Genomic DNA, 17,550 nt, shown 5'->3' on the forward strand with positions numbered 1-17,550 from the left:
GCGTTATGACCAGCTTGCAACGCTCGATGCGCAATGTTAAATAATCATATCCTTGCAAAAACAGTAAGTTGCAAATTTGGCACGATTCTTTCATGAGTCGCCGCTGACGCAGGGGATCGCCCCGTGGATTAACAAAGGAAATGCTATGAAGTCGATTTTGAAAGTTTCACTGGCTGCACTTACCCTGGCTTTCGCTGTATCTTCCCATGCCGCTGATAAAAAACTGGTCGTTGCGACCGACACCGCGTTCGTTCCTTTTGAATTTAAACAAGGCGATCAGTATGTCGGCTTTGACGTGGATCTGTGGGCAGCTATCGCCAAAGAGTTGAAGCTGGACTACACCCTGAAGCCAATGGACTTCAGCGGCATCATCCCTGCCCTGCAAACCAAAAACGTTGACCTGGCGCTGGCCGGGATCACCATCACCCCTGAGCGCGAAAAAGCGATCGACTTCTCCGACGGCTACTACAAAAGCGGCCTGTTGGTGATGGTCAAAGCCAATAACAACGACATCAAAAGCGTGAAAGACCTGGACGGTAAAGTGGTTGCTGTTAAAGGCGGCACCGGTTCCGTTGATTACGCCAAAGCCAACATCAAAACCAAAGACCTGCGTCAGTTCCCGAACATCGATAACGCTTACATGGAACTGGGCACCAACCGCGCTGACGCGGTTCTGCACGACACGCCAAACATCCTGTACTTCATCAAAACCGCCGGTAACGGTCAGTTCAAAGCGGTAGGTGAGTCTCTGGAAGCTCAGCAGTACGGTATCGCCCTGCCTAAAGGCAGCGACGAACTGCGCACCAAAATCAACGGCGCGCTGAAAACCCTGAAAGAGAACGGCACGTACAACGAAATCTACAAAAAATGGTTCGGCACTGAACCAAAATAATAATTCTAAGTATGAGTAAGATCTGAGGGGCGCCTTTCGCCCCTCTTATTATTAAACGCCTCTCACGCTGCCAGGCCCCGGCCTGAAAGCCCAAAGAGGTGAACCACGGTAGACAACAGGAACACATCATGCAGTTTGACTGGAGCGCCATTTGGCCTGCAATTCCCATCTTGTTTGAAGGCGCTAAAATGACCCTATGGATTTCTATCCTGGGGCTTTGCGGCGGTTTAGTAATTGGTTTAGTCGCGGGCTTTGCTCGCACCTACGGCGGTTGGATTGCCAACCACGTTGCCCTTGTTTTCATCGAAGTGATTCGCGGCACGCCAATTGTGGTGCAGGTGATGTTTATCTACTTCGCCCTGCCGATGGCCTTTACAGATCTGCGTATCGATCCGTTTAGCGCGGCGGTCGTCACCATCATGATCAACTCAGGGGCTTACATCGCAGAAATCACCCGTGGGGCGGTACTGTCTATTCATAAAGGCTTCCAGGAAGCGGGCCTTGCGCTTGGGCTGTCAAAACGTGAAACCATCCGTCACGTGATTATGCCGCTGGCGCTGCGCCGTATGCTGCCGCCGCTGGGTAACCAGTGGATCATCAGCATTAAAGATACCTCGCTGTTCATCGTTATCGGTGTAGCAGAGCTGACTCGTCAGGGTCAGGAAATTATCGCCGGTAACTTCCGCGCGCTGGAGATTTGGAGCGCCGTTGCGGTCTTCTATCTGATTATTACCCTGGTGCTGAGCTTCGTGCTGCGTCGCCTTGAAAGAAGGATGAAAATCCTGTGATTGAATTTAAAAACGTCTCCAAGCACTTTGGCCAAACCCAGGTGCTGCACAATATTGACCTGAACATCAAACAGGGTGAAGTGGTGGTGATTATCGGGCCAAGCGGCTCCGGCAAATCAACCCTGCTGCGCTGCATCAACAAGCTGGAAGAAATCACCAGCGGTGACCTGATCGTCGACGGCCTGAAGGTCAACGATCCGAAGGTCGACGATCGCCTGATCCGTCAGGAAGCTGGCATGGTGTTCCAGCAGTTCTACCTGTTCCCGCACCTGACGGCGCTGGAAAACGTCGCCTTCGGCCCGATTCGCGTTCGCGGCATGAAAAAAGACGCCGCTGAGAAGCTGGCGAAAGAACTGCTGGCGAAGGTTGGCCTGGCGGAACGCGCGCATCACTACCCGTCAGAGCTTTCTGGCGGCCAGCAGCAGCGTGTGGCTATTGCCCGTGCCCTTGCCGTGAAGCCGAAGATGATGCTGTTTGATGAGCCAACGTCGGCTCTCGACCCGGAACTGCGTCATGAAGTGCTGAAAGTTATGCAGGACCTGGCCGAAGAAGGCATGACCATGGTTATCGTTACCCACGAAGTCGGCTTTGCCGCCAAAGTGGCTTCTCGCCTGATCTTTATCGATAAAGGTCGCGTGGCGGAAGACGGTAATCCACAGGAGCTTATCGACAACCCGCCGAGCCCGCGTCTGCGCGAGTTCCTGCAGCACGTCGCATAACGTTTCACTCAGGGCGGCGGGCAACAAACCGGCCGCCCTGCTTTTTCTGGAATTATCCCGCTTTTTACCTCGCCAAAATCTCAGCCACTATACTTACTCCTTTGTCCGATTTTCTCAGTCCGGAGGAGCGCTGTGCGATGGATCCTGATATTACTGTTTAGCCTCATGAGCCTGCCCGGCCATGCGGTCACCTTACCCGCCGCCGCCGTTGCCGCCTCAACGTCCCAGAGTAATACCGCAACACCGGCTGAGCCCAGCGTAGAAGAAAAGAAAAAAGCTTATTCGGCGCTCGCCGACGTCCTGGACAACCCCAAGTCCCGCAGTGAACTTATCGAACAGCTTCGCAAAGTCGCCGCTGACGACGCCTCGCAGGCCGTGCCTGCCATCACGCCACCGGATACGCTCACCGAAGATAAAACCGTGCTCGAAAACGTCACCGACGTCAGCCGCCGCTACGGGGGAGAACTCACGCAGCGCTTTGAGCAGCTCCAGCAAAACATCGCCAGCGCACCAAGGAAAGCCTTTAACCAGCAGACTTTCTTCAATGCGCTGAGCCACTTCGCGATGCTTGCCAGCGCGGTCTTCGTGTTTTATTTCCTGCTTCGCGCCTGCGTCAGGCCGCTGTGGGCCAAAATGGGCGACTGGGGGAGAAGAAAAAACCGCGACCATACCAACTGGCTTCACCTGCCTATAACCATCCTCGGTGCTTTCGCGGTGGATATCCTGCTGCTGGCGCTGACGCTGTTCGTCGGGCAGCTTCTCAGCGACAAAATGAACGCCGGCAACGCCACCATCGCGCGCCAGCAGGGGCTGTTTCTCAACGCCTTTGGGCTTATAGAATTCTTCAAGGCCGTTCTGCGCCTTATTTTCAGCCCGCGTTTCCCGGCGCTGCGCCCCTTCCCCATCGGCGACCAGGGCGCCCGCTACTGGAGCCTGCGCCTTTCGTGGCTGAGTACAATTATCGGCTATGGATTATTGGTGGTGGTGCCGATTCTCGCCAATCAGGTCAACGCCCAGATCAGCGCCACGGTCAACGTGGTAGTAATGCTGCTGATCACCGTCTGGGCGCAGTACCTGATTTTTCACAATAAACGCGCCATCCAGCAAAGCTTGATTCACCTGGCAGACCGCTCAATGAGCTTCTTTAGCCTGTTTATTCGTGCTTTTGCACTCATCTGGCACTGGCTCGCCTGCCTTTATTTTGTGGTGCTGTTTTTCCTTTCGCTTTTCGATCCGGGCAACAGCCTGAAATTTATGATGGGCGCCTCGCTGCACAGCCTGACGATCGTCGGCGTGGCGGCGTTTATCTCCGGCATGCTTTCACGCTGGATAGCAAAAACCATCACCCTTTCTCCCCAGGTACAGCGTAATTATCCGGAGCTGCAAAAGCGCCTTAACGGCTGGATATCCGTCTCGCTGAAGCTGGCGCGCATTCTTACCGTTTGCGTGGCAGTCATGCTGCTGCTGGATGCCTGGGGACTTTTCGATGTCTGGCAATGGCTCACCCAGGGAGCCGGGGAGAAAACCGTCGATATCCTGATTCGCATCGTGCTTATCCTTTTCTTCTCTGCGGTCGGCTGGACGCTGCTGGCAAGCCTGATCGAAAACCGCCTGGCCTCCGATATCCACGGCCGCCCGATGCCAAGTGCGCGAGCGCGCACGCTGCTGACGCTGTTCCGCAACGCGCTGGCCGTGGTGATAAGCACCATCACCATCATGATCCTGCTTTCTGAGATTGGCGTGAACATCGCACCGCTGCTGGCCGGGGCGGGCGCGCTGGGGTTGGCGATAAGCTTTGGCTCGCAAACATTGGTGAAAGATATTATTACCGGGATATTCATTCAGTTTGAAAATGGGATGAATACCGGTGACTACGTCACCATCGGCGCGATTACCGGCACCGTTGAGAAAATGTCTATTCGTTCGGTGGGCGTCCGCCAGGATACCGGGGCTTACCACATTATTCCGTGGTCCTCGATAACGACCTTCGCCAACTTTGTGCGCGGGATCGGCTCCTTCGTCGCAAACTATGACGTCGACAGGCAGGAGGACGTGGATAAAGCTAACCGGGTGCTGAAAGAGGCGGTGGAAGCGCTGATGGGTCAGGAAGATATTCGAATGCTGGTGATTGGCGAGCCGACGTTCTCGGGCATCGTGAGGCTGACGAATCAGGCCTTTACGGTGAGAGTCACCTTTACCACCCTGCCGCTAAAACAGTGGACGGTGCGCTACGCGCTCGACGGCATGGTCAAAAAATACTTTGATGAAGCGGGCATCAGGCCACCGGTGCAAACCGTGCAGGTCATGCAGCCGGGGGCCGATGCGGCGCAGGCTTTACAGGCCTCAGAGGCGGCGGCTGGCGCTTTACCTCCCGCCAGCCCGACCGGCTAAATTACTTCCCGCGGTTTTTTGCCCAGCGTGCGCGCTGGGCATCATCCATAAAGCTCCAGGCGATGAAACGGCTCTGCTTTTGCCCCTGGGCCATCTCTTTTTTCACCACTTTCACCACGCCGGTTTCCTGCATCACGCGGTACAGCGCCGGCAGATTTTCACCTTTTGACACCAGCGAGGTGAACCACAGGACCTGGCGACCAAACGCCTTACTTTCTTTGATCATCTGGCTAACGAAGGCCACTTCGCCGCCTTCGCACCACAGCTCCTGCTCGCGGCCACCAAAATTCAGCGCGGCCCCTGCGTCCTGGCCAAGATTGCGGCGTTTACGCTCGCTGCCGCTGCGTGCCGCCTCGACTGAATCGTGGAACGGCGGATTACATAGCGTGGCGTCGTAGGTTTCATTTTTGTGGATAATCCCGTCCAGAATGCAGTCGGCATTTTTCTGGCGACGAAGGCGGATCATGCGGCTAAGCCCAGGATTGCCGTCTACAATTTGCTGCGCGCTGCGAAATGCTTCGTCGTCCACCTCAGAGCCGGTAAAACGCCAGCCGTATTCGTGTTGCCCAATGAGTGGATAAATGCAGTTAGCGCCGACGCCGATATCCAGGACAGAAGCCTGGGCAGGCACAACGCCGCCGTTGCCTTCCGCCAGCAGATCGGCCAGATGGTGTATATAATCCGCCCGTCCCGGCACCGGTGGGCAAAGGAACCCTTCAGGGATATCCCACTGCTTAACCTGATAAAAGTGTGCCAACAGCGCCTGGTTCAGCGCCTTCACCGCCAGCGGATCCGCGAAATTAACGGTCGTGTCGCCGTGCGGACCCGGGCGCAAAAACTCGGCCAGCGCCGGGCTGCTCGCGGTTAATGCGGCAAAGTCATAGCGGCTGCGGTGACGGTTGCGCGGATGCAAACCAGGTTTGGTGTCGGCAGGGGTTTTCATTGGGGGCTTCTCCTTGTGTGGCCGCGTAAGATACTCTGCTCTCCGCGTCGGGTAAATACATCGCTGACGATTTGACCTTTCCAACATGAATTCAGGTGCGTAATGAGTAAAAAACGTTATTACTACGAGCCCTCGGAAGGCCACGGTTTACCACACGATCCGCTGAACGCCATTGTCGGGCCGCGCCCGATTGGCTGGATTTCCTCCTGCAATCTACAGGGCCAGCGTAATCTCGCACCTTACAGCTTCTTTAACTGTTTTAACTATCGCCCACCAATCATTGGTTTCGCCAGCACCGGCTGGAAAGACAGCGTCCAGAACATCCTCGACACCAAAGAATTCGTCTGGAACCTGGCCACGCGCCCGCTGGCAGAACAGATGAATGAAACCTCCGTCACGCTCCCCAGAGGCGAAGATGAGTTCCAGCGTGCAGGCCTGACCCCAATGGCTGGCACGAAGGTCAGCGCCAGTCTGGTCGCAGAAAGCCCGGTCAATTTTGAATGCCGCCTGTCGCAGTGCATTCGCCTGACGTCTGCCGACGGCGACGAATTGAACAGCTGGCTGGTGCTGGGGGAAGTGGTTGCCGTACACATTGATGAAGCCTTACTTATCGACGGTATCTACCAAACCGCACTGGCACAACCCGTGCTGCGGGCCGGAGGGCCAACCGCTTATTACACGGTTGATGAATCACAACGTTTTGACCTGATTCGCCCCGACGCGCGCTAAATCAACAATATCAGTCACCTACATGTCTGTTTTTTGTCAGTTTTAGGTCAAGTTTTATCGTTCAAAAAACAAGCACAAGTCCATCAATTTTTTGCGTCATTGTCTGCCAAAAGGGGAACTAGACTGTAATTGTCAGACAACAAAAAGGTGTTTTGCTCTCAACGCTCATGAGGATGTAAAGATGAAAAAACTGCTGTATTTCTCTGCGGTTATCTCTCTTGCTGCACTGCCTTTTGCCTCCATGGCAGCCCAGGAAATGAGTGACGCAAACCTTGGTCAAATGCACCCTATCGGCACCGTAACGGCCAAAGCCAGCAACCTTGACGATCTGCAGGCCAAACTGGCAGAAAAAGCCAAAGAACAGGGCGCAACCGGCTACGTGATTAACTCTGCAGGCGGTGATAACCACCTGTACGGTACCGCCACTATCTACAAATAGCCCGTTCTTCCGCCAACATAATGCCCTGCTTTGCGGGGCATTTTTATTGCACCTTCCCCCTAAAACCATTTAAGCAATCATATGATACTTATATGGCTCATCTGTGAATTAACTCACTTTATTAGCCACGAACAAGCTCTAAGGTAGAGGCACGCAAGAATTGTCTCTTGTGATTACTTACGGAGCGGTAAAATGAAAAACCTGATGGCCGCATTAGAAGCCCGGCTGATGCCGCTGGCTGCCAAAATGGCGCAGCAGCGCCACCTCGGCGCCATCCGCGACGCCTATATCTCGTTCATGCCGTTTATTATCGTTGGTTCCATTCTGCTGGTGATCTCGTCCTTCCCGAGCACCCATTACCAGCAGTTTATGGCTTCTGTCTTTGGTGAGGGGTGGTCCGCCACCGTTGAGATCCCTTTTAACGCCATCTTCTCTACCATGGCAGTGTTTATCAGTTTTCTGGTGGCCTACCGGCTGGCGGAACGCTACGACATCGACAGAATGTCATCCGGCATTTTGTCCCTCTCCTGCTTTCTGATCCTGACGCCTTTCGCGAAGCACCCGGAAGTCGGCAACCTGATCCCGATGGAGTGGCTGGGATCGAAAGGGCTGTTTGTGGCAATGTTAGGCGCGCTGGCGAGCACGGAGCTTTTTGCCTGGATGCTGCGCCAGAACTGGGTGATCAAAATGCCGGACGGTGTCCCTCCGGCGGTGCAAAAATCCTTCGCGGCGCTCATTCCTTCGCTGCTGATTCTTATCATAGCCCTGGCGGTTCGCGTGCTGTTTGCCAAAACCGACTACCACACTATTCATCAGTTCGTGTATGAAGTGCTGGCGACGCCTATTCGCCACTTCGGCACCTCTTATATTGGCGCGCTGTTTACCTGCTTCAGCATCACCAGCCTGTGGTCGGTGGGCATTAACTCCGGCTCAATGGTCAACGGCATCCTTCGCCCCTTCTGGATGGAAAACCAAATGGATAACCTGGCCGCCACGCAGGCCGGGATGCCGCCCCCGCACGTAGTCACTGAACAGTTTTACGACATGATTTGGATGGGTGGCGCGGGCGCTACATTATCGCTGGTGATTGCCATGCTGCTGTTCGCCCGCAGTCAGCATATCAAAAACGTTTCGCGCCTGGCCGTGGGCTCCTCCATTTTCAACATCAACGAGCCGGTGCTCTTTGGCCTGCCGGTCATCATGAACCCCGTCATGCTGATCCCGTTCAACCTTGTGCCGCTGGTGCTGGTCACGGTGCAGTACATCGCGATGTCCATTGGCATGGTAGCCACCACCACCGGGGTGTACATCCCCTGGACGCTGCCGCCGGTCGTAAGCGGATTTATCGTCACCGGCCACCTGAGCGGCGCGGTTATCCAGCTCATTAACCTGTGCATCGGGGCGCTGATTTATCTGCCGTTCCTGAAAGTGGTCGACCGGCAATATCGGGCCAATGAATCACCGGCTCAAGTGACTGAACGTAAACCCGCCACGGAGTAGTTAAACATGACGTTATCAGCAAACTGGGGAACGATCGCCACCTGGCGTATGGCATGGGAAGGGATAGGCGAGGCCGCTGAACGCCTGCAGCAAGGCGTTCCGGCGACCGATGCCGTCGTGCACGCGGTTAAATGCGTGGAGGATTATCCCTTCTATAAATCGGTCGGTTTTGGCGGCCTGCCTAATGAACAAGGCGAAGTCGAACTCGACGCCGCCTTTATGGACGGTACCAGCCTCGCGCTCGGTGCCGTCGCCGGGGTGAAAAATATTGCTAACCCGATTTTGGTGGCAAAAGCCCTGAGCGAAGAGCGTTTCAACAGTTTCATGGTCGGCCAGGGCGCAGAAACGTGGGCCAAAGATCGGGGTTTTGAAAGCAAAACTATGCTGACCGAGCGCGCGTACAATCATTACCTGAAGCGCAAGCGAGAAACGCTGGATCGCGGATTAAGCCCGTATACCGGGCACGACACCGTGGGCGTTATCGCCCTCGACGCCCGGCAAAGAATGGCGGTCGCCACCTCCACCAGCGGCCTGTTTATGAAACGCCCAGGTCGGGTGGGCGATTCGCCGGTCTCCGGCTCCGGCTTCTACGCCGACAGCGAAGTGGGAGCTGCTACGGCAACAGGTCTGGGAGAAGACCTGATGAAAGGCTGTATCAGCTATGAGATCGTCAGCCGTATGGCGCATGGCATGTCGCCCCAGCGTGCGGCTGAGTCCGCCGTGTACGATCTTGAAGCCAGACTGATTGCCCGCTATGGCCGGGCAGGCGACCTGTCCGTCGTCTGCATGAACAACCGGGGCGAATACGGCGCGGCGACAACCATCGACAACTTCTCCTTCTCTGTTGCCACTCCGACGCAGCCGGCCCAGGTGTTTCTCACGACCAGGGACGGCAACCGAACGGTCATCCGCCCAGCAGACCGCGAGTGGCTGGACGCCTATAAACAGCGCATCACCGCGGAGGTAATCCAATGAAATGTATACTCGTTTCGCCCGATGCAGCCTTTAACAATACACATCTTATCCTGTGGGACACCTCCCTGAGCCGCTGGCCAAACGCGCTGCAATCCTTGCTGGAAGAGATGTCTGCCCACGATGAACCGCAAACCACCACGTTTGGTTTACAGGGTATCTGCGAGCGTCTGTCGCTGCTGCCCTCCGCAGAAATCGCTCAGCCAGCCGTGCTTCGCCAGCTGCTTTCCGCCGCTGAAACGCTGGTGCCCTCCCCTGTTTTGCAGCCCGTTGCGCTGGATCTCGCGGGCTTTAATCTGGCAGATGAAACCACGTTTGTTCGCCTGCGCACTCTGCTTATTGCCTTCCTCAACCGCTTCTATCAGCTGCCGCAGCTGGGCTATCGCGAAGATGAACTGCAAAGCAACGGCGAGCTGTGGCTGATTACCGAACCCAATAATGCGCTGGCTCGCCGCCTGGCTTCCCAGGCCGAAGCCATCGCCCAGGGCATGTTGCTCTCTCGTCAGTTGGCGGATTTGCCCGCGCTGGATTGCCGCCCGCAGGATGTGGCGCTGCAGGCTGAAACCTGGGCTCACCAGCACCCGCAAACCCAGTGTGAGATTCTGGACGAACAGGCCATTTTTGACCACGGCCTCGGCTGCCTGCACGCCACGGGAAAAGGCAGCGTCAATCCTCCCCGATTGGTGACGTTGCGCTGGCAGGGTGCCAGCGAGGAAGCGCCGGTTTATGCCCTCGTCGGCAAAGGGATCACCTTCGATACCGGCGGGATGTGGCTGAAGGAAGGCGAAGGCATGCGCACGATGAAGTACGACATGTGCGGCGCGGCGGTGGTGTTCGGCATGATGGAAACCGTGAAACGCCTGAACCTGCCCATTAACATCGTGGCAGTCATGGCGCTGGCCGAAAACATGCCCGGCAGCACAGCAATGATGCCGGGTGATGTCGTGCGCTCCCACGCAGGAGCAAGCGTGGAAATTATTAATACCGACGCCGAAGGACGACTGGTTCTCGCGGACGCGCTCAGCTATGCCGCAGAGCGTTTTAAGCCCGCCGAAATGATCGACGTCGCCACGCTGACCGGCGCGGTGGTTAAAGCCCTGGGCTACGACATTTCGGGATTAATGAGCAACAATGAAGCGTTAAGCCAGCGCCTGCAGCAGGCAGGCAGTCTGACGCAGGACCGCGTCTGGCCTCTGCCGCTGGACGAAAGCTTTGACCGCCAGGTCAAAAGTGCGATTGCCGACTACACCAATACGCCCCCCAACAACGCCGCCATTGCGGTGTCCGCCGCGCAGTTTCTGAGTAAGTTCTGCCACCAGCGCCCGTGGGCGCACCTGGACGTCAGCGGCACAGCGCTGTCGCGAGGGAAATTCACCCAGGCCAGCGGCCGCCCGGCACATTTGCTGACGCAGTATTTTCTGTCGCTGTGTGAGGGGAAATAGCGTTCCATCAACCTATAGCGCCCAAACGGGCGCTTAGCGTCTGGAATGATTAAGCTTCAGCCACGCTTCCGGCGTCAGGTTTTTCAGTCGGCTGCGGATAATCCTTTTATTGAGCAGATCTTCAAACTCCAGCAGCACCGCCCCCAGCCCCAGCCGCTTATCAAAGCGCTCGCCGTTTAACAGCGCATCCAGCTGCTGGTGATAATTGCCCTGTCCGGCTTTTTCCAGCCAGGATTCCTGCTCCGCCGTATGTAAAGGCACGTCTAGCGCACCGGCAAGCTTCCGGGTGAACGAGCAGGGTTTTGCCGTTAAGGACAGTACGGCCAGCGGTAACCCTTCGCGTAAAAAGCCCACCAGAGGCTCCGCCACCTCTTCACTGCCGCGTTCACGCAGCGCAACGGCCATATAACCAGAGGTTTTTTCGCTGAATACCAGCAGCTCGCCCTGCTTATGGCTAATGAGTTCCGGCAGCGGGAAGATATCCAGCACAAAATGGCCCGGCATCTGGCTAAGCGTCGGTTTAGTCATGCGCGACTGCTGCCAGTTTTGCAGCATACGGCTGACGCTGGCGCGGGAAATCCCCTGCTGAATCAGTAAACGGGCGGCCTCGAGAAGTTCGTCAAGGGAAAGCGCGAGGCGCAGACGCAGGAACACCAGCATCGACTCCTGTTCGTGGCTTAACGCCCGATGAATCGTATTGGGCCGATGAGACTTGTCGTAACAGTCGTCGCGCTTACGCCAGCGCCGAACGGTATCGACCGAAATGTTCAGCTCTCCCGCCAGCTCACCGTCAGTTTTTGCGGACTCCTGAATGTACTTACGCGTACGCGGCGTTGTTGTGGCGTTGGAGTGCAGCTTTATCTCCATCGAACCTCATCCATCGGATTGAAAAGGAAAGACAACAGTATAAAAGCTTCCCCAGAATGTTACTGCGCAAATAATCAAAGTCATGCTGAAAAAGAGGCGCAAGCGATTGCTCATCAGGTAAGACCAGCATTGGCAAAAAGAGTAGCAAAATGTGCGCAAGCTAAGTGTTTCCAGGGTTAACGTCACGCATTGAAACTATTTACCCCGTAATCACTATTTATTTCAACAGGTTATAACTAATTCAATTTTTTTGATTAAGGTCGTCAATTCTCTTCGATTTATTCTTCCGCTAAAAAGTGTGACCATAATCACATCGACGGAACAACGTCACCTTAACAGAACAACCTGCGAGAATTTAGCCATGAAAACCATCAAATATGCTGTAGCTGCAATTGCTCTTTCTACTCTGTCTTTCGGTGCTTTCGCTGCCCAATCCGTGAACGAAGCACAGGCACAGAACCTGAATAAAATGGGTGTTGTTTCCGCAACTGGTGCAACGACTCTGGATGGCCTGGAAGCAAAACTGGCGGCTAAAGCGGAAGCAGCTGGCGCAAGCTCTTACGCAATTACCTCTGCCAACACTGAAGGTCAAATGAGCGGCACCGCGGTTATCTACAAATAATCACGCGCTCAAGCATTACCCTCATTGAGGCCGGTACCCTCATCGGCCTTGATAGCACTACCCTTGTTTAACCCTGATGTTACCCTTGTTTGCCCGCGATGCCTGTCGCGGGCTTTTTTTTGCTTAGTATTCAGAAAACCTCATCCAGACGCGCCAGGCCAGCCTCAAGCGTCGCCACTTCGCCGGTGGCCAGCAGGCAGCAGGCCATCTGAATTTTCAGCGACTGCGGCACAGGCTCAACCCCGGCTACACAGCGCTCAATCCAGCGGGCGGTGACCGCAGGATCTTTGCCTGTCGGCAGCACGACGCCTTCCTGTTCGGTTTGCCGCTCGCTCACGATGCGGGTGCCCTGACCATCAATCAGCGTTATCTGCGGGCAGCGCTGCGGGTTGGCATATACCTCACCTTCCGTGCCGTGCATTAACAGCCCGCGTCCGCCGATATCGGCAAAAAACTTCGCCACTTTCGGCACATATTCCGGGTGAGAAACGCTCGCCAGACGCAGCGCGGCATCTTCCTCAAACGGCGTGGCCAGCTTCGCCAGCGTGTGCGCGCTGTTACGCACGCCCATGCGCCAACGCATCGCCAGCTGGGTTTCCATCGGCGGGCAAAGCGCACTAATCGGCAGGTAGACGGGATGATGAGACTCAAGCTTTGCCTGCGCCTGCCCGGCGTGTCGGGTCGGTTCAATGCCCAACAGCGTAAAGATAGTTTCCGTCAGTACTCGGGTTGGATCTTCGCTCACGCCGTGGACCACAACCGGGTAGCCAAGTTTGTTGAGCAAAAGCGCCAGCAGCGGCGTGAGGTTAGCCTGCTTACGGGCGCCGTTATAGGAAGGAATGACAATCGGCATCGGCTTGTCGGGCGGCGGCGTGAGCGTAATCACATGCTGCTTCATCGCCTCATAAAAACCGAGCATTTCCGCTTCGCCTTCGCCCTTAATACGCAGGGCAATCAGCACCCCGCCCAACTCAAGGTCAGGCACTTCGCCCTTCAGCATATGGCTATACAATCCGCGCGCGGTATCAAAATCGAGATCTCTGGCGTGGTTTTTCCCACGGCCAATTTCTTTAATGATTTTGCGATAGTCCATTCAGACTCTCCTTGCTATTTCTTGCTCACACGTTTGCGCCGTACAGTGTGTTTCGGCGTCGTTATTATCACTTTTGCTTCCGGCGCGTCAGGCTGTTCAATCGGGAATATTGGCAGCGCGGCCAGCAGACGCTCGCCGTAGCGTTTACTCAGCAGGCGGCGATCGTAAATGACTATCTCACCATAGCAGGCGTGACTGCGAATTAAACGTCCAACTTGTTGGATCAGGTTAAAAGAGGCGCTGGGCAAACTCTGCACCTCGAAAGGATAGCGGTTAAGGCTTTTCAGCCACTCCCCTTCGGTGACCACCACCGGGCTGTCTACCGGCGGGAAGGCAATTTTATGGATATGGACCTGGGTCAGCAGCTCGCCTTTCAGGTCCAGCCCTTCGGCGAAAGATTGCAGGCCGATAAGCACGCTGGTTTCTCCGGCCTCAACGCGCTTGCGGTGCAGCTCAACCAGCCGGTAGCGAGGCTGGTCACCCTGCACCAGCAGCATCAGCCGCAGGTCGGTAACGTGGGTTAAAAACTGCTGCATCGCCCGGCCGCTGGCAAACAATACCAACATGGCTTTGTGCTCGCCTTGTGCCAGCTGCGCGCGGAAGAACGCCGCCATCTCGGCAATATGCTGTGCCTCGTGCTCCATCAGCGGCTCAAAGCGCATCTTCGGAATCACGATTTTACCCTGCTCGATATGGTTAAACGGCGAGTCGAGATGGATAAAGCGGTCACCCGCCTTCTCACGCAGCCCGCTCATCTCCTGCAGGCGATCAAAGCGGTTGAGCGAACGCAGCGTGGCGGAGGTCACAATCACGTGCGGCACTTTGCGCCAGAGCATTTTCTCCAGCTGATCGCTGACGCGGATCCCCACACAGTGGAAGAACAGATGCGGCTGCCCCTCGCGGATTTCACGCGTCACCCACTTCGACACCGGTGCGCCGGAGGCCTGCTCCATTGCCGCCAGCTTCCACAGCTTGCTCTGCGCTTCAAAAAAGCCCAGCGCCCTGTTCATCTGCAGCAGCGCCCGATGCAGTCGCACGATGTCGTGGCTGGCGGTTTTTTCGCTCAGATCGTTCAGCAACGCTTCGGAGAGACTACGCAGCGCCTCCATCAGCTTTGCCAGGCGCTGGCAAATCACCATCACCTCTTCGGGCAAGACGCCCATTTCAAAGCGATGTTCGCCTTCCCGTTCCCCCGGCAGCCAAAGGCTAACGATCGTGTTAAACGACTGCAGCAGCTCGTACACTTCGTCACAGTGATTGGTCAGACGTTCAGGCATGGTCAGCGGCGGCGGGCTTTTGGGCCGGAACTGCGCCATGCAGGTTTCCACCAGCTTGCTGAACAGGTCGAGCTGCAGGCGGCTGTAGCCCGCCGTTACCTCCGCGCTCATTTCCAGCGCGTCGCGTGCAACGTCCGCCAGATGATGCCCTTCGTCTAGCACCAGCAGCAGGTTTTTCGCTTCCGGCAGTACCGCATCGCTTTCCAGCGCCGCCATCACCAGCGCGTGGTTAGCGACCACCACTTCCGCTTCATCGATTTCCCGGCGCGCCACAAAGAATGGGCACTCTTTATACCAATGGCAGTTTCGTCCCAGGCAGCTGGCTTTGTCGGTGCTTAGCCGCCGCCAGAGATCGTCGTCAATCGCCTCGTCGGTGTGATCCCGCAGCCCGTCCCATTTATAGCCGTCGAGGCTGGCTTTAAGTTTGGCGCAGCGCTGCTGTTCGGCTTTGCTGGTCGGCGACATTTCATCGTCCAGAAACGCCAGCAGATCGCCCTGCGTAAAGTTATCTGTCGCCAGTGCGGCCAGGTTGCGCGGGCACACGTAACGCCCACGGCCAAAGGCTGCGGTAAACTTCAGGTCAGGAATGATTTTGCGCAGCAGCGGCAGGTCTTTGCTGTAAATCTGGTCCTGCAGCGCGACGTTGGCGGTGCTGACCACCAGCGTTTTTTGATCCCCTCTGGCAATAGCAATACCGGGAATCAGGTAAGAGAGGGTTTTGCCGACGCCGGTTGGCGCTTCAATAGCCAGATGCCGCCCTTCTTCACTGGCAAGGGTTTTCGCCACCTCGGCGATCATCTGCCGCTGAGGCGCTCGTGGAATAAAATCCGGGATCTGCTGCTGTAACGCCTTATACCAGGCACCTATTTGCGCTTTTTGCGCCGACGACAAAGCCATAACATCACTTCTACTGTATAAACAGCCACTATTGTTTCACTTTTACTCCCCTGACAGTAGCGTTTTTTCCTCTTCTGCGAAGCTCATTCGGGAAAACGTTTTAACCGCGCTGGGGCGGTTAAAACGTGGAGACCGTTTTTAAACCAACCACGCGGCCAGCTTTTCGGCCTGCTGCGCAAAACGGTTAAACAGCCGCTTCAACACTTCCGGCTCCAGTTGATGAAACGGCAGACTACTCCACTGCACAACCTGCTGCCGATCGGGCAGCATCCCGGTGAGCACAGGTGGATAATCCATCCCCAGCAGATTAGCCTGTAGCAGCACCGTGAGCGTATCGGTATCGCTAAGCCGGATGGGTTGAACGGGCAGCATGCAGCTCAGCAGCAGGTGCCCAACCGGAGATTCGCTGATCTCCAGCGTCACGCCTTCACCAAGCTCAACGGAATAGCCTTCTGCGTTCTCAAGCTCGGCTCTTTGCCCCAGCTCATCGGTCAGTAGCGGCTGCAAAATTTGCACTAATTTTGAAGGTGCAGACATCATTAGTTCCCTAAAATTCGCCGGAATGCGGCCGTGACAGAGTTAGAGCGAGGCCGCGTTCGGGCCGGGGCTGGCGCAGTGCCGTAGACGTCTGGCGGAATAACCGGCGGTTCACGGTAAACCGGGCGGCTTGCCATCGCGTGCATCGGCGCGTGGGCGTGCATCGGCGGCGGGCCATAGCTGTAACCTGGTGCTGCGGCAGGCGGCGGGCCGTAGCTGTAAACCGGCGCGGCTGCAGGTGGCGGACCGTAGTTGAATGCGGGGCCATGAGCCGGCAACGGAACAGTGCTGTACATCCCTCCCGGCGCGGGAGGCGGTGGGGCATAAATGGGCATCGGGGCCGGGCGAATATCCACGGAGTTTGCCCGGCGACGAGGCGCGGTGGCTGGAACGGCATTAGATGCCGTTCTTGGTCGGCGCCCCCGGGAAGAAGATTCCGCGGCGAACGATTCCGTGCGCTGACGAGGCCGATCGTTACTGGTGAACGTTGGCGCAGGCGTTCCGCGCTGCTGGACTTCTGCCGCCGCCTGAGGCCCATTCACTCGAGAGCGCATCTGCCCAACGGACAGCGACTGATCAAAATGCTGCACAACGCCCCGGCTGTCGGTACCATCGTACTGAATACCCAGGTTATTGGAGGCGTGGCGCTGCACGTATCCCGGCCCTGCCACCACCGAGTCCCGCAGCTGTTCCGGGCTAAGCTTCGCGAGTTTTGGCGCGGCCTTGCGGAACGCTTTATCCACTTCCGCCTGCGTCGCTTTCTCGCCGCGCAGCAGCTTCTCGCGGACATCATCGTCCCTGTGGCCAACAGGATAGGTATGCAGTACGTGGTAACTGTCGCCGAATTTCGCGTCTTCTATCCGCATCGCCCGGCCAAATTCCGGCCAGGGGTCGGACACAATGGACTTCCCGTCTACGCGCGGATCGCCGATGACCACAAAGGCATGGTCTACGTCACGGTTGTGCACTACGGAAACCGGCTGCCTGACGCGGGTATTCGCCAACAATAGCGCATTCACCGCCGCCATTTCGCCGCAGTTGCCCGCTCGAAACTTAGCGGCCTCCCAGGCGCGCACCGTGTAGTCTCCGTTGCCGGTTCCCTTTTGCGAGAGGAGCGTTCGCTTATAGGATTCGGCCATCGTGGCGCGCACATGGTTCTTTTGGTTGCCCGACCCCATGTCCAGAATACGCCAGGTATCATCAATCGCTTTATTAGCGTAATAGAGCGCATCCGCCCGGCGCGACGATACCTTCACGGTGCAATCGAAATGCTGAGGGTTGTCAGGCTCCAGCGCGATGCGCATGGATACCCGTCGGTTTGAGTTACCGCTTATCAGGCCGGGATCGACCCGCAGGCTGGTATCAACGTTGTTTAACGGCATGATATCTCCCCACTTTAGTTGTTGAGTCAAAAGGTTAAGTGGGGAGAGTGGCGCGGTGGT

Annotated in this window: 16 protein-coding genes; 10 read left to right on the plus strand and 6 right to left on the minus strand. The window is 56.5% G+C overall.

Annotation, left to right across the window (positions count from 1 at the left end; genetic code table 11):
* The first annotated feature begins 145 nt into the window (after nucleotides 1–145).
* The 4 genes from glnH (at nucleotide 146) to ybiO (ending at nucleotide 4,790) form a co-directional block, all read left to right on the plus strand.
* Complete coding sequence (glnH, locus tag CNE01S_RS06005; RefSeq protein WP_008461028.1) at nucleotides 146–892, plus strand: glutamine ABC transporter substrate-binding protein GlnH; 747 nt, start codon at nucleotides 146–148, stop codon at nucleotides 890–892.
* A gap of 128 nt (nucleotides 893–1,020) precedes the next feature.
* Nucleotides 1,021–1,680 carry a glutamine ABC transporter permease GlnP gene (glnP, locus tag CNE01S_RS06010; RefSeq protein WP_008461026.1) on the plus strand — a complete coding sequence of 220 codons (660 nt, stop codon included), beginning with the start codon at nucleotides 1,021–1,023 and terminating at the stop codon, nucleotides 1,678–1,680.
* Nucleotides 1,677–2,399, plus strand: a complete 723-nt coding sequence (gene glnQ / locus CNE01S_RS06015; protein ID WP_008461025.1) for a glutamine ABC transporter ATP-binding protein GlnQ — start codon at nucleotides 1,677–1,679, stop codon at nucleotides 2,397–2,399. Before glnP ends, glnQ begins: the two co-directional genes overlap by 4 nt.
* A 132-nt stretch (nucleotides 2,400–2,531) precedes the next feature.
* Nucleotides 2,532–4,790 carry a mechanosensitive channel protein gene (gene ybiO, locus CNE01S_RS06020; RefSeq protein WP_061274294.1) on the plus strand — a complete coding sequence of 753 codons (2,259 nt, stop codon included), beginning with the start codon at nucleotides 2,532–2,534 and terminating at the stop codon, nucleotides 4,788–4,790.
* 1 nt (nucleotide 4,791) lies between these two features.
* Here ybiO and rlmF read toward each other — a convergent pair whose 3' ends face one another.
* Nucleotides 4,792–5,733, minus strand: coding sequence for a 23S rRNA (adenine(1618)-N(6))-methyltransferase RlmF (gene rlmF / locus CNE01S_RS06025; protein WP_061274296.1), 942 nt, complete (start codon nucleotides 5,731–5,733; stop codon nucleotides 4,792–4,794).
* Nucleotides 5,734–5,835: 102 nt separating this feature from the next.
* Between rlmF and CNE01S_RS06030 the strand changes: the two genes are divergently transcribed.
* The 5 genes from CNE01S_RS06030 (at nucleotide 5,836) to CNE01S_RS06050 (ending at nucleotide 10,815) form a co-directional block, all read left to right on the plus strand.
* Nucleotides 5,836–6,462 (plus strand): flavin reductase family protein, encoded by a 627-nt coding sequence (locus CNE01S_RS06030; RefSeq protein ID WP_061274298.1) that lies wholly within the window; start codon nucleotides 5,836–5,838, stop codon nucleotides 6,460–6,462.
* A gap of 181 nt (nucleotides 6,463–6,643) precedes the next feature.
* On the plus strand, nucleotides 6,644–6,901 hold the full coding sequence (gene bhsA, locus CNE01S_RS06035; protein WP_061274301.1) for a multiple stress resistance protein BhsA: 258 nt from the start codon (nucleotides 6,644–6,646) through the stop codon (nucleotides 6,899–6,901).
* 192 nt (nucleotides 6,902–7,093) lie between these two features.
* The gene (gene celB / locus CNE01S_RS06040; RefSeq protein ID WP_061274303.1) at nucleotides 7,094–8,401 is read left to right on the plus strand and encodes a PTS cellobiose transporter subunit IIC; all 1,308 of its coding nucleotides are present in this window, start codon (nucleotides 7,094–7,096) and stop codon (nucleotides 8,399–8,401) included.
* 6 nt (nucleotides 8,402–8,407) lie between these two features.
* Entirely contained in the window at nucleotides 8,408–9,376 is a 969-nt protein-coding gene (locus tag CNE01S_RS06045) for a glycosylasparaginase (RefSeq protein WP_061274304.1), read from the plus strand.
* Nucleotides 9,373–10,815, plus strand: coding sequence for a leucyl aminopeptidase (locus tag CNE01S_RS06050; RefSeq protein ID WP_061274306.1), 1,443 nt, complete (start codon nucleotides 9,373–9,375; stop codon nucleotides 10,813–10,815). Before CNE01S_RS06045 ends, CNE01S_RS06050 begins: the two co-directional genes overlap by 4 nt.
* A gap of 33 nt (nucleotides 10,816–10,848) precedes the next feature.
* On the opposite strand, the gene CNE01S_RS06055 is transcribed toward CNE01S_RS06050, so the two are convergent.
* Nucleotides 10,849–11,682 (minus strand): hypothetical protein, encoded by an 834-nt coding sequence (locus CNE01S_RS06055; RefSeq protein WP_061274307.1) that lies wholly within the window; start codon nucleotides 11,680–11,682, stop codon nucleotides 10,849–10,851.
* A gap of 361 nt (nucleotides 11,683–12,043) precedes the next feature.
* On the opposite strand from CNE01S_RS06055, the gene ybiJ reads away from it, so the two are divergent.
* Nucleotides 12,044–12,304 (plus strand): DUF1471 family protein YbiJ, encoded by a 261-nt coding sequence (ybiJ, locus tag CNE01S_RS06060; RefSeq protein ID WP_061274309.1) that lies wholly within the window; start codon nucleotides 12,044–12,046, stop codon nucleotides 12,302–12,304.
* A 130-nt stretch (nucleotides 12,305–12,434) separates the two neighbouring features.
* Here the strand turns inward: ybiJ and ybiB are convergent, their stop codons facing one another.
* The 4 genes from ybiB to CNE01S_RS06080 all read right to left on the minus strand — a co-directional run bounded on the left by ybiB (nucleotide 12,435) and on the right by CNE01S_RS06080 (nucleotide 17,490).
* Nucleotides 12,435–13,397: a DNA-binding protein YbiB gene (gene ybiB, locus CNE01S_RS06065; RefSeq protein WP_061274311.1), complete on the minus strand. Its 963-nt coding sequence runs from the start codon at nucleotides 13,395–13,397 to the stop codon at nucleotides 12,435–12,437.
* Between the two features lie 14 nt (nucleotides 13,398–13,411).
* On the minus strand, nucleotides 13,412–15,571 hold the full coding sequence (gene dinG / locus CNE01S_RS06070; RefSeq protein ID WP_061274312.1) for an ATP-dependent DNA helicase DinG: 2,160 nt from the start codon (nucleotides 15,569–15,571) through the stop codon (nucleotides 13,412–13,414).
* A 138-nt stretch (nucleotides 15,572–15,709) separates the two neighbouring features.
* Nucleotides 15,710–16,108 carry a CesT family type III secretion system chaperone gene (locus CNE01S_RS06075; protein ID WP_061274314.1) on the minus strand — a complete coding sequence of 133 codons (399 nt, stop codon included), beginning with the start codon at nucleotides 16,106–16,108 and terminating at the stop codon, nucleotides 15,710–15,712.
* Between the two features lie 2 nt (nucleotides 16,109–16,110).
* A complete protein-coding gene (locus tag CNE01S_RS06080; protein WP_061274316.1) occupies nucleotides 16,111–17,490 on the minus strand; it encodes a hypothetical protein in 1,380 nt (459 codons plus the stop codon).
* Nucleotides 17,491–17,550: the final 60 nt, after the last annotated feature.

Origin of the sequence: Cedecea neteri NBRC 105707 = ATCC 33855, from assembly GCF_001571265.1 — a bacterium.
Classification (GTDB): Bacteria; Pseudomonadota; Gammaproteobacteria; order Enterobacterales; family Enterobacteriaceae; genus Cedecea; species Cedecea neteri.